11 protein-coding genes are annotated in these 14,120 nt (G+C 65.8%); 8 read left to right on the top strand and 3 right to left on the bottom strand.

Annotation, left to right across the window (positions count from 1 at the left end; all coding sequences use genetic code 11):
• Positions 1 to 202 precede the first annotated feature (202 nt).
• The 3 genes from DOM45_RS03350 to DOM45_RS03340 are packed head-to-tail and all read left to right on the top strand — an operon-like array spanning position 203 to position 4,126.
• Positions 203 to 895 (top strand): 2Fe-2S iron-sulfur cluster-binding protein, encoded by a 693-nt coding sequence (locus DOM45_RS03350; protein WP_110598089.1) that lies wholly within the window; start codon positions 203 to 205, stop codon positions 893 to 895.
• Positions 892 to 1,878 carry an FAD binding domain-containing protein gene (locus tag DOM45_RS03345; RefSeq protein WP_110598088.1) on the top strand — a complete coding sequence of 329 codons (987 nt, stop codon included), beginning with the start codon at positions 892 to 894 and terminating at the stop codon, positions 1,876 to 1,878. The genes DOM45_RS03350 and DOM45_RS03345 overlap by 4 nt, the downstream gene beginning before the upstream one ends.
• 22 nt (positions 1,879 to 1,900) lie before the next feature.
• Positions 1,901 to 4,126, top strand: a complete 2,226-nt coding sequence (locus tag DOM45_RS03340) for a xanthine dehydrogenase family protein molybdopterin-binding subunit (RefSeq protein WP_110598087.1) — start codon at positions 1,901 to 1,903, stop codon at positions 4,124 to 4,126.
• 109 nt (positions 4,127 to 4,235) lie between these two features.
• On the opposite strand, the gene DOM45_RS03335 is transcribed toward DOM45_RS03340, so the two are convergent.
• Both DOM45_RS03335 and DOM45_RS03330 read right to left on the bottom strand, forming a co-directional pair.
• On the bottom strand, positions 4,236 to 4,748 hold the full coding sequence (locus tag DOM45_RS03335; RefSeq protein WP_205909379.1) for a DUF302 domain-containing protein: 513 nt from the start codon (positions 4,746 to 4,748) through the stop codon (positions 4,236 to 4,238).
• A 79-nt stretch (positions 4,749 to 4,827) separates the two neighbouring features.
• Entirely contained in the window at positions 4,828 to 6,546 is a 1,719-nt protein-coding gene (locus DOM45_RS03330; RefSeq protein ID WP_110598086.1) for a Na+/H+ antiporter, read from the bottom strand.
• Positions 6,547 to 6,939: 393 nt separating this feature from the next.
• Between DOM45_RS03330 and DOM45_RS03325 the strand changes: the two genes are divergently transcribed.
• Genes DOM45_RS03325 through DOM45_RS03315 form a run of 3 tightly spaced genes read left to right on the top strand, consistent with a single transcriptional unit; the run spans position 6,940 to position 10,726 of the window.
• Positions 6,940 to 7,485, top strand: coding sequence for a (2Fe-2S)-binding protein (locus DOM45_RS03325; protein ID WP_110598085.1), 546 nt, complete (start codon positions 6,940 to 6,942; stop codon positions 7,483 to 7,485).
• Entirely contained in the window at positions 7,482 to 8,495 is a 1,014-nt protein-coding gene (locus tag DOM45_RS03320; RefSeq protein WP_110598084.1) for an FAD binding domain-containing protein, read from the top strand. The genes DOM45_RS03325 and DOM45_RS03320 overlap by 4 nt, the downstream gene beginning before the upstream one ends.
• Complete coding sequence (locus DOM45_RS03315) at positions 8,492 to 10,726, top strand: xanthine dehydrogenase family protein molybdopterin-binding subunit (protein ID WP_240612277.1); 2,235 nt, start codon at positions 8,492 to 8,494, stop codon at positions 10,724 to 10,726. The genes DOM45_RS03320 and DOM45_RS03315 overlap by 4 nt, the downstream gene beginning before the upstream one ends.
• Here the strand turns inward: DOM45_RS03315 and DOM45_RS03310 are convergent.
• On the bottom strand, positions 10,718 to 11,365 hold the full coding sequence (locus DOM45_RS03310) for a TetR/AcrR family transcriptional regulator (RefSeq protein WP_110598083.1): 648 nt from the start codon (positions 11,363 to 11,365) through the stop codon (positions 10,718 to 10,720). The genes DOM45_RS03315 and DOM45_RS03310 overlap by 9 nt on opposite strands.
• Positions 11,366 to 11,487: 122 nt before the next feature.
• Here DOM45_RS03310 and DOM45_RS03305 point away from each other — a divergent pair, with 122 nt between their 5' ends.
• Together DOM45_RS03305 and DOM45_RS03300 are read left to right on the top strand one after the other, a co-directional pair.
• Positions 11,488 to 12,579 (top strand): HlyD family secretion protein, encoded by a 1,092-nt coding sequence (locus DOM45_RS03305; protein WP_110598082.1) that lies wholly within the window; start codon positions 11,488 to 11,490, stop codon positions 12,577 to 12,579.
• A 22-nt stretch (positions 12,580 to 12,601) separates the two neighbouring features.
• Positions 12,602 to 14,120, top strand: a 1,519-nt coding sequence (locus DOM45_RS03300; RefSeq protein WP_110598081.1) for a DHA2 family efflux MFS transporter permease subunit, incomplete at its 3' end; no start/stop codon positions are given.

The raw sequence follows: 14,120 nt of genomic DNA, 5'->3' as shown, positions 1-14,120 counted from the left end.
CTTTGCATCGCCCTGGCGGCTCTCCTAAGTTAAGTAAGCCTCCGCCGCCTGACACGGCGGAGGGTTGCTGACTCCCTGGCCGGCGAGCTCTCGCTGGTCGCTCCGCCGTCTCGCCTGCACCGAGGCGCGCCCGACATGCCGATAGCAACGATGATAACGACGGGCATGACAACGACGGGCGGAAACTGATGAGGATGATTCCATGGACGACAACCAGCGTTCGAGTGCGGGCGTAGACATCTACGATCCCGAAAGCAGCTCGGTACGGCCAAGCTCCCCCGGTCGCCGGCGTTTCCTGCAGACCGCGGGCATCTCCGGCTTGGCAGTGGCGGCAGCGCCGGCGCTCTCCCAGGTGAGCTATGCCGGGTCGCCGGACCAGCCGCAGACCCAGACCGAAGCCCCGCCTGCCGAGGGCTCGCAGCGCATCACGCTGACCGTCAACGGCCAGCGTCATCAGCTGGACGTGACCCCCAACGTGATTCTGCTCGATGCGCTGCGCCACGGTCTCGGCCTCACCGGGACCAAGAAGGGCTGCGATCATGGCCAGTGCGGCGCCTGCACGATCCTGGTCAACGGCACCGCGATCAACTCCTGTCTCAGCCTGGCGGTCACCCACGACGGCGACGAGGTCACGACCGTCGAAGGGCTGGAGAAGAACGGCCAGCAGCATCCGATCCAGCAGGCGTTTCTCGAGCACGACGCCTATCAGTGCGGCTACTGCACGGCGGGCCAGATGATGAGCGCGGTGGCAATTCTCCAGGACGACTCCATCGGCACCAGTGACGCCGACGTGCGCGAGGCGATGAGCGGCAACATCTGCCGCTGCGGCGCCTACAAGAACATCGTGGCGGCGATCCAGTCGGCTCGAGGCGCCCTGCAAGGAGGCAGTGCATGAGACATTTCGACTACGCTCGCGCCGAGAGCGCGCAGCAGGCGGTGGCCGCTCACGGCACGGATCGAGAGGTCTCTTTTCTCGCCGGCGGCACGACGCTCCTGGACCTGGTCAAGCTCGACGTCATGCAGCCGAACAAGATCGTCGACATCAACGGTGTCGCTCTCGATCAGATCGAGCGCCTGGACGATGGCCGCCTGCGCATCGGCGCGATGGTGACCAATACCGCGCTGGCCCGTGACGAGCGCGTGGTCGAGGATTACGCCGTACTCTCGCAGGCCCTGCTGGCCGGCGCCTCGACCCAGCTGCGCAACAAGGCCACTACCGGTGGCAACGTCATGCAACGGGTGCGCTGCCCCTATTTCCGCGATGGCGTCTCCGACTGCAACAAGCGCGAGCCCGGCAGCGGCTGCGCGGCGATCGGCGGCGTCAACCGCACCGTTCACGCAGTGCTCGGCACCAGCGATGACTGCATCGCCACGCACCCCTCGGACATGTGCGTCGCCATGATCGCCATCGGCGCCACCATCGAAGTACAGGGGCCAGAAGGCGTCCGCGAGATCGATTTCGCCGACTTCCATCTGCTGCCGGGCGATACCCCGGCACGGGAACATGCGCTGGAACCGGGCGAGCTGATTACCCATGTGGTGCTGGACGCGCCGCTCGACGGCAGCCGTTCGGGCTATCTCAAGCTGCGCGACCGCCAGTCGTATCAGTTTGCGCTCGCCTCCAGCGCGGTGATCGTGCAGATGGATGGCAATACCATTACGGATGCCCGCGTGGCGATGGGTGGCGTCGGCACCAAGCCGTGGCGGGCACCGGAGGTGGAGGCTGCACTCAAGGGCAAGCCGGCGAGCGAGCAGCGCTTTGCCGAGGCCGCAAAGCTCGCTTTCGAGAATGCCATCGCCTACTCCCAGAACGGCTACAAGATTCCGCTCGGCCAGCAGGCCATCGTGCGCAATCTTTCCGACCTGACCGCCGCCTGATCGCCCGCGAGGAGAATCGACCATGAGCGACAAACCGCAAAGCATCATCGGCGCAGGCGTGCCGCGCATCGATGGCCCGGACAAGCTCTCCGGCCGCGCCAACTATGCTGCCGACAACCTGCCGCCCAATCTGGCCTACGGCTACGGCGTCTTCAGCACCATCGCCAGTGGCAAGGTTTCGCAACTGAGTCTCGACGAAGCCCGCAAGATGCCGGGCGTCATCGATATCTTCCACCACAGCCACTTCCCGTCGCTGTACCGGACGCCGTCGAGCTTCGCGCAGGGCAACAAGGTCGAAGAGACCCGGCTGCCGTTCGAGGATGAGCGCGTCTACTACGACGGTCAGTTCGTGGCGCTGGTCGTCGCGGACACCTTCGAGAATGCCCGAGCGGCGGCACGCCGGGTCAAGGTGACCTACGCGGCGGACAAGGCCGTGGCCAATCTGGATCAGGGTGTCGAGGCCAATGGCACCCAGGCGGGCAGCGGCAATCACGATCGCGGTGACGCGGCGTCGGCGTTCGACGGCGCGGCGACCACCATCGATGCGACCTACCGTACGCCGGTGGAAACGCATAATCCGATGGAGATGCACGCCTCCACGGCGTGGTGGGACAACGGCGATCTGACGATCTTCGATGCCTCCCAGGGGGTCGTGGTGGCACGAAACGCGCTCGCCAAGATATTCGCCATTCCGCCGGAGCGGATCACCGTACACGCGCCCTACATCGGCTCCGGCTTCGGCAGCAAGCTGTGGACCTGGCCGCACGCCATCGCCACCGCTGCAGCTTCCCGCGAACTCGGCCGTCCCGTTCAACTCGTCGTGCCGCGCCAGCAGATGTTCACCACGACCGGGCATCGGCCGGAAACGCGTCAGCGCCTGCGTCTGGCGACGGACGGCAACGGTAAGCTGGTGTCGCTGCGGCACGAGTCGATCAACACGACCTCCTACACCGACCAGTACGTCGAGACCTGCGGAAGCGTCACCAAGAGCCTCTATCGTTGTCCCAACCTCACCGTCAGCCACGAGACGACCCAAGTGAATCGCGGCACGCCCACCTCGATGCGCGCTCCGGGCGCTGCGCCCGGGTTGTTCGCGCTGGAGTCGGCGATCGACGAGATGGCCGACGCCGTGGGTATCGACCCGGTGCAGTTTCGTCTCGACAACTACGCCGAGCGCGACGAGAGCAAAGACCTGCCGTTCTCGAGCAACCATATCGTCGAGGCAACCAAGCGGGCCGCCGATCGGTTCGGTTGGGCCGACCGCAAGCCGGAAGTCGGCAGCATGAAAGAGGGCCGCGAGATCGTTGGCTACGGGATGGCGGCGTGCAACTGGGAAGCGCTCAAGATGGCCTGCGACGCGCGGGTCTCGATTCGCGCCGATGGCACCGCGTTTGCCTCCTGCGCCACCCAGGATATCGGCACCGGCACCTATACCATCGTGGCCCAGGCGGTCAGCGACGTGACCGGCATTCCGATCGATCGCATTACCGTCAAGCTCGGCGACTCCTCCTACCCCGATGGACCGGTTTCCGGCGGCTCCTGGGCGACGGCGACCACGCTGCCGGCGATTGCCGGAGCCGCGCGCAACGCGCTCGATGAAATGAAGCGCTATGCCACGGGTAGCAACGGGGCCTTTGCCGGGGCCTCCAGCGACGATCTGGAGGTCGCGGATGGCGGCTTGCGCAACGCCGATGGCAAGCAGGTGAGCTTCGCCGACATCCTCCAGGCGGGCCGGTACGGCAGCGCCGATGGCGAGGCGCATACCGAAGGGGCGGATTCGAAGTACTCCTACCGCTCCTTTGGGGCCCACTTCGTCGAAGTGCGCTGGGATCCGGGCATCTCGCGTCTGCGCGTCGCCCGCGTGGTCAGCGCGATCGATGTCGGCCGCGTGATCAACGAGACCACCGCGCGCAATCAGGTCGAAGGCGCCGTGGTCATGGGCATCGGCATGGGGCTGTTCGAGGCCACCGAATATGACGAGCGCAACGCCCGGCCGGTCAACAACGACTACGCCGAGTACGTGGTTCCCGTGCACGCCGACCAGCCGGAGATCGACGTGATCCTGCTCGACTACCCGGATCTGGCATTCAACGAGTACGGCGCCCGTGGCATCGGCGAGATCGGCGTCACGGGCCTGGCCGCGGCGGTTGCCAATGCCGTTCATCATGCTACCGGCAAGCGTATCCGCGAGTTGCCGATCACTCTCGACAAGCTGATGGACGACGTGCCCCAGGCACGGAGCGCGTGATGCCACGAAGGGTAGGATCTTCGTGAGGTGATCGTTCCCGCGTCAACGAAAGCCGCCGCGTCTGTCAGACAACCATGTCCGACGGGCGCGGCGGCTTTTCCCTTCGAAATTACTCCTGCAGCGTTGCTTCGACCAGCTTCCGCATCGCTTGCTGGAGCGGTTTGACGGCGGGGCAGTCGGCGACGCCGTGGCGCTTGGCGATCCACGCCGGGTCGTTGTATCCGAGCCAGGTCTGGCCGTCGGCATCCTGCCAGACGAGGGCTTTCATCGGCAGATCGATGCCGGCGGTCGGGGCGCACTGCATCAGCGGCGTGCCGCCCTTGGGATCGCCGAAGATGACCACTTCGTTGGGCAACAGCGCCATGCTGCGGGACATCGCACCCTGACGGTGATCGACGCGGGCGAATACGGTCATGCCGCTGGTCCGCGCCTGTTCGGCGAAGCGAATGGCGGTTTCGTGCACGCCAGCGTCGCTCTTGGCGACGATCATGCCGGGAACGGAGGGTGTCTCCTGTACGGATTCGGCCGGCGGTGTCGCCTGCGCCGATACGCTGGCGGTGAAACCCAGCAGACCGGCGGTGATCAGCGCCAGGCGCAGTTGGCGGAAGAACGGTCGGGGCATGTCTCGTCTCCGGATCGAGGATGTCGTTCGGTAGTGGCACTCGAGACTGTCGCTCGAGCTTGCGTGTTCAGCGTGCCGATCAGTGATGCGCTGCACCCTGGTCTCCGGTCAGCGCCGCTTCGGCGAGGTCGACCTCGCGGACCAGCTTGCGCAGCACGCTGTCGTTGATGCGGTCGCGCTGGCGCAGCTTGTAGTACTCGCGGCGTTCGGCGCGCAGCGCTTCCAGGCGAGTGTCGCGCTCCAGCTGGCGCAGGGCGGCGAGCTGCGGCGTCGACGTTTCCGTCGAGTGCAGGGTCAGACGCTCGCGATAATAGCTCATCAGCTGCGAACTGATGTCGTTGAAGGCGATGATCGTCTCGTCGTTGGTCTTGTCGCGGGCGAATTCGCCGGTGCGATCGTGGTGGTAGCGTTCGATGCGATAGATGGCGGCCTCGGCGCCGGCGATTCTGGCCTTGCGCTCCTCCTCGAACTCATGGGTATCGGCCGGGATCTTGAGATTTCTCAGCACCAGCGGCAGGCCGATGCTGCCGGTGATCAGGGTGAACAGGATCACGCCGGTCGCCAGGAAAATCAGCAGCTCGCGGGCGGGAAAGGGGGTGCCATCAGCCATGACATGGGGCAGCGACAACGCCGCCGCCAGGGTGATGGTGCCGCGAATACCGGCGAGCGTTGCCGCCAGCATCAGCTTGAGCGGCACACGGCCACCGCTGTCCGGCGAGGGCAGCCGCGGCCGTCCGCCGAGAAAGCCGCTCAGCCTGGTGAGCCCGCGGCCCACTTCCCGGGCCAGCCAGATCCAGGCGAAACGTGAAGCGAGCAGAGCGATCGAGATTGCGGCCACGTAACCCAGCAGGCGCAGGAATTCGAAGTCGCCGATGTCGTGCAGCGAGTGATCCAGCGCGGCGCTGATGATCGCCGGCAACTGGAATCCCAGCAGCAGGAAGACCAGCGCGTTGAGGACGAATTCGAGCATTTCCCACACCGCCTGGGTCTGCATGCGGCTGTGGAGCTGGCCGACGCGCTTGATGTCGGCACGATTCATCACCATGCCGGCGGCCACCGCCGAGAGAATGCCGGACATGCCGAGATGCTCGGCCAGCAGATAGGCGGCGAAGGGTAGCAGCAGCACCAGCAGGATGACCTGTACCGTGGTGGCCTCGCCGAGATGCCGCTCGATCAGTCGCGTGCGCAGGAAATTGAAACCGAAGGCCAGCAACCCGCCGACCACCAGACCGCCGATCGAGATCAGCAGGAAGCTCCCGGCCGCGTCGGTCAGCGAGAAAGTTCCGGTCAGCGCTGCCGCGACGGCGAACTTGAACGCCACCAGGCCAGAGGCGTCGTTCATCAACGACTCCCCCTCGAGGATGCGCATCAATCGTGGCGGTACCGGCAGGCGGCCGGAGATGGACGATACTGCCACCGCATCGGTGGGCGAGAGGATCGCCGCCAGGGCGAAGCAGATCGCCAGCGGCAGCGTCGGGAACAGGAGATGGATGAAGTAGCCGACCCCGACCATTGTGAACAGCACCAGTCCCAATGCCAGCGCCAGGATCGGGCCGCGCAGGATCATGAACTCGCGCTGGGGGAAGCGGCGAGCATCGGAAAACAGCAGTGGCGCAATGAACAGCAGCAGGAATATCTCCGGCTCGAGTTCGACGTGCAGCCCCGACGCCGGCCATGCCAGCAGGGCACCGAGCAATATCTGTATCAGCGGGGTCGGGAGCGTGGGGACGAAGCGTGTGATGACGCCGGTCGCCGAGGCGACCAGCAGCAGAATCAGAACCAGTAACAGCGTATTCATCGATCCGGTCGACCGGTGTGAACTCGTTAGCCGCCGAGCTTAACGGATGTCGAACCCGTTGCGGTACGGTGCGACAAAATTTCCCGCCGACGGTCCGGGCGAGATCATGGTGACGTGACTATGCTGTTGTCGGTGGGTGGCATCGATGTCCTGACAACATCGGCTACCCGAAGCTTCCGTGACAGACAGGCCGAGCCGTCGCATAGCCGTAGGTGGCCATTGACGACGGGCGGGTACCGCGACGATTTGTGGTTCAGGCCCGTGACCGAGAGAGCGAGACAATGCTCTACGTTTGCTCGACCTGCGAAGATGACACCCTGACAACGAACGGTGACAAGGCGCAGTGACGCGCCGTGTCGTCACCGTTTAGATCCCCGATGAGGAGCCGGCAAGATGGATGATTCCGTGCATTCCCGACCCCGGGTGCCAGAGACTCTCGGTACCCAGACGCTCAATTTCACGCTCAACGGCGAGCCGCGCACCCTCGAAGTCGCGCCGAACGCCGTGCTGCTCGACGTGCTGCGTGAGCAGCTCGGGCTCGGCGGCACCAAGAAGGGCTGCGACCACGGCCAGTGTGGTGCCTGCACCGTGCATGTCGACGGCCAGGCGATGAATTCGTGTCTGCGTCTCGCCGTGATGTGTGAAGGTCAGCAGGTGACCACGGTGGAAGGGCTCGCCCGCGACGGCGAACTCCACCCGGTGCAGCAGAACTTCCTCGAGTGCGACGCCTATCAGTGCGGCTACTGCACGCCGGGCCAGATGATGTCCGCCACCGCGCTGCTCAACGACGAACGTATCGGCACCGACGACGCCTCGGTAAAAGAGGCCATGAGCGGCAATATCTGCCGCTGCGGGGCGTACAAGAACATCGTCGAGGCGATCCAGAGATCCCGCGCGCAGTTGGGCTACGACGCCACGCGCAAGGAGGGAGCGGCATGAGAACCTTCGCCTACTCCCGCGCCGATAGCGTCGATCATGCCGCCCATCGGACGATGCCCGATACGGCCTTCGTCGCCGGTGGCACCACGCTGCTCGATCTGATCAAGCTCGACGTACTGAAGCCGGAAAACGTGGTCGACATCAACGCGCTGCCGCTCAAGCGGGTCGAGCGGCTCAACGACGGTCGGCTCAAGATCGGCGCGTTGGTCACCAATACCGACCTGGCCCACCACCCCGAGGTCAAGTCGCACTATCCGGTGCTCTCCGAAGCGCTGCTGGCGGGGGCCTCGACGCAGCTGCGCAACATGGCGACCACCGCCGGCAACGTGATGCAGCGCACTCGCTGCCCTTACTATCGCGACCCGGCGGCCAAGTGCAACCGGCGCGAGCCGGGCAGCGGCTGCGATGCGATGGACGGCATCAACCGCATGCACGCCGTGCTCGGCGGCAGCGACGCCTGCATCGCCGTGCATCCGTCGGACATGTGCGTCGGTATCGCTGCCATCGGCGCAACGCTGACGCTGCAGGGGCCCGACGGTGAACGCGAGGTCGACTTCGCCGACTTCCACCGCCTGCCGGGCGACACGCCGCACATCGAGCATGATCTGGCCGATGGTGAGCTGATCACCGCTATCACGCTGGACGCGCCGCTGGAAAACGCCGGTTCGCACTATCTCAAGCTGCGTGACCGTGCTTCCTACGAGTTCGCGCTTGCCTCCTGCGCTGCCCAGTTGGTGCTCGACGGCGACACGATTCGGGAAGCGCGCCTCGCGCTCGGCGGCGTTGCCACCAAGCCATGGCGCTGCAGCGATGCCGAGGCGGCGCTGGTCGGCCAGACCGCCGACAAGACGAGCTTCGAGCGCGCCGCCGACATCGCCCTGAAGGATGCCCAGGCGCGCGAGCACAACGGCTACAAGATCCCCCTGGCGCGTCAGGCGATCGTGCGCGCGCTGCGCAATGCGGCCCGCGGCGACAAGCCGGCGAGCGAGACACAGGAGAGCCAGGCATGAACGACATGACCCGACCCGACTTCGACAAGCCCCGCGTCGTCGGCCAGCGCACCCCGCGCATCGACGGCGAGTTCAAGCTCACCGGCCGCGCCGGCTATACCGGCGAACTCCACGTCGACGGCATGCTCTACGGCTACCCGGTGCCGGCCACCATCGCCAATGGCGTGCTCGAGTCCCTCGACCTCGATGCCGCCCGCGCGATGCCGGGCGTGGTGGACATCTTCCATCACGGCCACTTCGAGGCGTTGCATCGCTCGCCCAACTCCATGGCCCATGGCGACATGGTCAACGAGGTGCGCCTGCCGTTCGAGGACGAGCGCATCTACTACCACGGCCAGTATGTCGCCCTCGTCGTCGCCGAGACCTTCGAGCAGGCGCGGGCCGCGGCCCAACGCGTGGTTGCCCGTTATCGTGAAGAGCGCGGTGCCGTCGTCAGCCTGCTGCAGACCGAGGCCGAAGGCACGCTGCAGGAGAGCGCCGGCAGCACCCGGGGCGATCCGGAAGCGGCATTCGGCGGCGCCGAGGTCAAGGTCGACTCGACCTACCACATCGCCGCCGAAAGCCACCTGCAGATGGAGATGCACGCGACCCTCGCCGAGTGGCGCGACGCCGGCAAGCGGCTGGTGGTGCACGAATCGACCCAGGGCGTCTTCTTCCAGCGCAACGCCATGGCGCGGGTCTTCGGGCTCGCCCAGGAGAATCTGGAAGTCATCTCGCACTACATCGGCTCCGGGTTCGGCAACAAGCTGTTCATGTGGCCCCACTCGGTCGCCACCGCGGTGGCGGCGCGGATGATCGGTCGGCCGGTGAAGGTCGTGCTGCCGCGCCAGCAGGACATGACCAGCGGCGGCAATCGCCCCGCCTCGCGTCAGCGTATCCGCCTGGGTGCCGATCGCAGCGGCAAGCTCACCTCGGTGATCCATGACAGCACCACCGAGACCTCGCTGGTGCATCAGTACGTCGATACCTGCGGCAGCGCCACGCCGAGCTTCTACGCCTGCGACAACGTCTCGACCAGCCAGCGCGTGCTCGAGGTGAATCACGGTACGCCGTGCCCGATGCGCGCGCCGGGCGAGGTCTCCGGCATCTTCGCGCTGGAGACCGCCATGGACGAGCTGGCGGTGGCGCTCGAGATGGATCCGGTGGAGCTGCGGCTGAAGAACAACGCCGAGCAGGACCCGGCGAGCGGGCTGCCATGGTCGAGCAAGCATCTCGACGAGTGCCTGACCAGCGCTGCCAAGCGCTTCGGCTGGGAGCAGCGCAACCCGGCCATCGGCTCGATGCGCGACGGTGACGAGATCATCGGCTACGGCATGGCTTCCTGCACCTGGTCAGCCGGACGTCAGCCGTGCGAAGCGCGGGTCGAGCTGCGCGCCGACGGCTCGCTGTTCGCCGCCTGCGGCACTCAGGACATCGGGACCGGCACCTACACCATCGTCGCCCAGGCCGTGGCCGAGCTCACCGGCGCCGAGCTCTCGCGCATCGAGGTCAAGCTGGGCGAGACCAGCTTGCCGGCCGGGCCGCTCTCCGGTGGCTCCATGGCGACGGCGACGGTGCTGCCTGCCGTGGCGGCGGCGGCGCGCGACGCGCTGGATGCGATCAAGGAAGTGGCAGTGGGCAGTGGCGGAGCATTCGAAGGCAGCGACCCCGATTCGCTCGCCGCACAAGCGGGTGGCCTCACCGATGGCGAGCGCCGCGTGAGCTTCGAGGAGATCCTCGAGACCAGCAAGCTGTCGAGCGTCAACGGTCAGGGCAGCGCCGCCCCCGGAGACGAGCGAAGCGAGTACGCTTTCCGCTCCTTCGGCGCGCACTTCGTCGAGGTCCGTATCGACCCGGAAATCTCCCGAGTGCGCGTGACGCGGGTGGTCTCCTCGATCGACATCGGCCGGGCGATCAACCCGCCAACGGCGCGCAACCAGGTCGAGGGCGGCATCGTCATGGGCGTCGGCATGGGCCTGCTCGAGAAGCTCGACTACGACCCGCGGGATGCGCGGCTGATCAACGCCAACGTGGCCGACTACATCGTCCCGACGCACGCCGATGCGCCGGAGATCGACGTCGAGCTGCTCGACTACCCGGACTTCAAGCACAACGAGTTCGGGGGTCGTGGCGTCGGTGAGATCGGCCTGACCGGCGTGGCGTCGGCGATCGCCAACGCGATCTACCACGCCACCGGCAAGCGCCATCGCGACCTGCCGATCACCATCGAGGCACTGTTGGCGTCATCGTGACGGAAGGCCCTGGACGCCATGCAGGAAAAGGTCGACACAGCGTGTCACCCGCTCCTCGATCGCCGCCCGTGAGGGCGGCGATTTCAGTTGCAGCACGCGAATCAGATGCCATTCACCCAGCAGCATGCCGAGGAACATGCCGGCGAGCTCGACGGTGTCGCAGGCCGGCATCAGTCGCCGCTGCACCCGACGCTCGAAGTAGTCCGCCAGGGCGAGCCGGACGCGACCGGGGCCACCATCGAAGAACAGCCGGGCCAGCTGCGGCTGGCGGGGGCTCTCGGCCACGACTTCGCGGTAGATGCCCAGGGTTTCCTCACCCATGACCTTGACCAGCAGGTCGATGCCGAGTCGCTGGAGCGCCGCCTCGATGGCCAGCTCGTCGACCCCCTCGTCGGTCAGGGTGCCGTAGATATGATGGGAGCGGCGTTCGACCATGGCCTGGAACAGGCCTTCCTTGTTACCGAAGTGGCGGTAGAGGGTGGACAGTGAACCGCCGGCGCGACCAACGATGTCGTTGACGCTGACCTGACCGTAGCCATGCTCGAGAAACAGCTGCTGTGCCGCATCGAGCAGGGCATCCCGACGCTGACGGCCCCGCGCGGTGGTCGGGGGGGAGTCTTGGGGGCGTGGCGATGACATGGTTTTCCCTCGTGCCGGCAAGGCTTGATTTTTTCGATACGCGGTGGCGTTTTCAAGAAGATAGTGTAGTCTACACTACACATTGGTTGGGCGCGCAGTTCCCGCATCAAAATAGGCTCGGCATGAAGATCAAAAAGAAACTCTACACGGCAGTCGTGATACTGGTCGCGCTGGCGGTGGCGCTCGTCTTCGCGTGGCACTGGTGGCAGACCGGTCGCTTTTTCATCGAGACCGACAACGCCTACATACACACCGATAGTGTCGCGGTGCGCTCGGAGATCAGCGCGCGGGTGATCGAGGTGGCAGTGGACGACAACCAGCGTGTGAAGCAGGGCGATCTGCTGGTGCGGCTCGACGACCGCGATACCCGCAGCCAGTTGGCCCAGGCCCAGGCGCAACTGGCCGTCAGCTCGGCCAATGTGACCCAGGCCCAGCGCCAGGTCGAGCTCGACCAGGCCAGTATCGACGAGGCGCAGGCTCAGGTGACCGCTGCCCAGTCCGACGTCGCCCAGGCGCGCCAGCATCTCGAGCGCTCGCAGTCGCTGGCGGCCAACAACTACGCCTCGCGCCAGCAGTTGCAGGACGACCAGGCGTCGCTGCGGGTCGCCCAGGCCACGCTGGCGGCGCGACAGGCGAGCGTCGAATCGGCCAAACGGCGACTGTCGGCCGACCAGGCTGCCATCGACAGCGCCAAGGCCAATCGAGACGCCGCCGAGGCGGACATCGACTACAACCAGAGCCAGCTGGCCAAGACGCGCATCGTTGCCCGTCGCGACGGCATCATCGGCAATCTGACCGTCGAGCCCGGCGATCTGGCCCAGCCGTCGCTTACCCTGATGCAGTTGGTTCCGGTTGCCAGCGCCTACGTGGTCGCCAACTACAAGGAGACCGAGATCGAGCGTATGCGGGTGGGTCAGCCGGTAACGATTGCGGTGGATGCCTATCCGGACATCACGTTTACCGGCAAGGTCGACAGCGTGGCGCCGGCCACCGGCACCCAGTTCAGTCTGCTGCCCCAGGACAACGCCACCGGCAACTTCAACAAGATCGTCCAGCGCGTGCCGGTCAAGATCCGGGTCACCGGGCCCAAGGATCAACTGTGGCGGCTGCAGTCCGGCCTCTCGGTCGAGCCCTCGGTGGACACCCGCGAGGTCGATGGCCAGGCGATCTACTTCGATCCCGGCCCCGAGCTGGACGACGGGCCGCAATCGTGACAGTCCCTTGTGAGCCCGTGGCATGAGTGAAGTGGCAGCACCAGCCGGTGCCGGCCCGCAGGAGATGCCGTCCTGGCACTACCGCTTCGGCTTCATCGCGGCGGTGTTCGGCATGTTCATGGCGATTCTGGACATCCAGATCGTCGCCAGCTCGCTGAACGAGATTCAGGCCGGCGTCTCGGCCTCGAGCGACGAGATATCCTGGATCCAGACCTCCTACCTGGTTGCCGAGATCATCATGATCCCGCTCTCCGGCGTGCTGATGCGCTGGCTCTCGACGCGGGTCGCTTTCGTCATCTCCTGCGCCGGTTTCACTTTGGCCAGCCTCGGCTGTGCGCTCGCCTCGAGCATCGAGCAGCTGATCGTATTGCGCGCCATCCAGGGTTTCATGGGCGGGGCGATGATCCCGATCACCCAGGCGATCAGCTTCTCGCTGTTTCCCCGGCGCGCCATGGGCGCCGTCCAGGGCGTGATCGGCATGGTGGTGACCATGGCGCCGTCGATCGGCCCGACCGTCGGGGGGTACGTCACCGAGCTGTTCAGTTGGCACTGGCTGTTCCTGGCCAACGTGATTCCGGGGATCTTCGTCACCCTGGCGGCATGGCGCTTCCTCGATATCGACAAGGGCGACAAGGAGGTCGCCAAACGTCTCGATTTTCGCGGCCTGATCCTGATCGCGCTGTTTCTCGGCAGCCTCGAGTTCGTGCTCGAGGAGGGGCCGGGCGATGACTGGTTCGCCAGCGAGCTGATCGTGTGGATGACACTGCTCTGCGTGGCCTCCTGCATCGGCTTCTTCTGGCGTGTGTTCACCTATGAATTTCCCATCGTCGACCTGCACGCCTTTCGCAATCTCAATTTCTCCATCGGCACCGGGCTCGTGTTCGTGGTCGGTATCGCGATGTACGGCCTGGTCTATCTGATGCCGCTGTTTCTCGGCGGCGTGAGGGGGTACTCGAGCCTGCAGATCGGCGAGGTCATGTTCGTCACCGGGGTCGCGATGTTCTTCACCGCCCCCATCGTGGGGCGGCTGACCAACTCGGTCGATCTGCGCGTGCTGCTGTTCTTCGGCCTGACGCTGATCGGCATCGGGACGATGATGAACAACAACCTCACCAGCGAATCCGGGTTCTGGCAGTTCTTCTGGCCGCAGATCGTGCGCGGTATCGGCATGATCATGTGCATCATCCCGGCCTCCCGCATCGCGCTCGGCACCTTGCCGCCGCAGGAGCTGGGCAACGCCGCCGGGCTCTTCAGCGTGATGCGTAACCTCGGCGGCGCGGTGGGGCTGGCGATGCTCGATACCGTGCGCGACTGGCGCGAGGACTATCACTGGAACCAGCTGATCCCCGCGCTCAACGAGGGGCGAGTCGTGGTCCAGCAGCAGATCGACAATTATCAGGCGATGCTGATCGGGCATGTCGCCGATCCCTACCACAGCGCGGTGGCGCTGCTCGGCCAGCGCTTTGGCGTCCAGGCCCAGGTGCTCGCCTACAACGACATCTTCCTGTGGCTGGGCTGCATCTACCTGCTGAGCGTGCCGC

It is taken from the genome of Salinicola lusitanus (assembly GCF_003206045.1).
GTDB lineage: Bacteria > Pseudomonadota > Gammaproteobacteria > Pseudomonadales > Halomonadaceae > Salinicola > Salinicola lusitanus.
Note: the sequence above shows the minus strand (reverse complement) of the source record. Positions and strands in the feature narration are given on the sequence as shown.

Coding starts and splice junctions, on each gene's coding strand:
- DOM45_RS03350 (WP_110598089.1), top strand. CDS start 203: ATGGACGACAACCAGCGTTCGAGTGCGGGCGTAGACATCTACGATCCC.
- DOM45_RS03345 (WP_110598088.1), top strand. CDS start 892: ATGAGACATTTCGACTACGCTCGCGCCGAGAGCGCGCAGCAGGCGGTG.
- DOM45_RS03340 (WP_110598087.1), top strand. CDS start 1,901: ATGAGCGACAAACCGCAAAGCATCATCGGCGCAGGCGTGCCGCGCATC.
- DOM45_RS03335 (WP_205909379.1), bottom strand. CDS start 4,748: ATGCCCCGACCGTTCTTCCGCCAACTGCGCCTGGCGCTGATCACCGCC.
- DOM45_RS03330 (WP_110598086.1), bottom strand. CDS start 6,546: ATGAATACGCTGTTACTGGTTCTGATTCTGCTGCTGGTCGCCTCGGCG.
- DOM45_RS03325 (WP_110598085.1), top strand. CDS start 6,940: ATGGATGATTCCGTGCATTCCCGACCCCGGGTGCCAGAGACTCTCGGT.
- DOM45_RS03320 (WP_110598084.1), top strand. CDS start 7,482: ATGAGAACCTTCGCCTACTCCCGCGCCGATAGCGTCGATCATGCCGCC.
- DOM45_RS03315 (WP_240612277.1), top strand. CDS start 8,492: ATGAACGACATGACCCGACCCGACTTCGACAAGCCCCGCGTCGTCGGC.
- DOM45_RS03310 (WP_110598083.1), bottom strand. CDS start 11,365: ATGTCATCGCCACGCCCCCAAGACTCCCCCCCGACCACCGCGCGGGGC.
- DOM45_RS03305 (WP_110598082.1), top strand. CDS start 11,488: ATGAAGATCAAAAAGAAACTCTACACGGCAGTCGTGATACTGGTCGCG.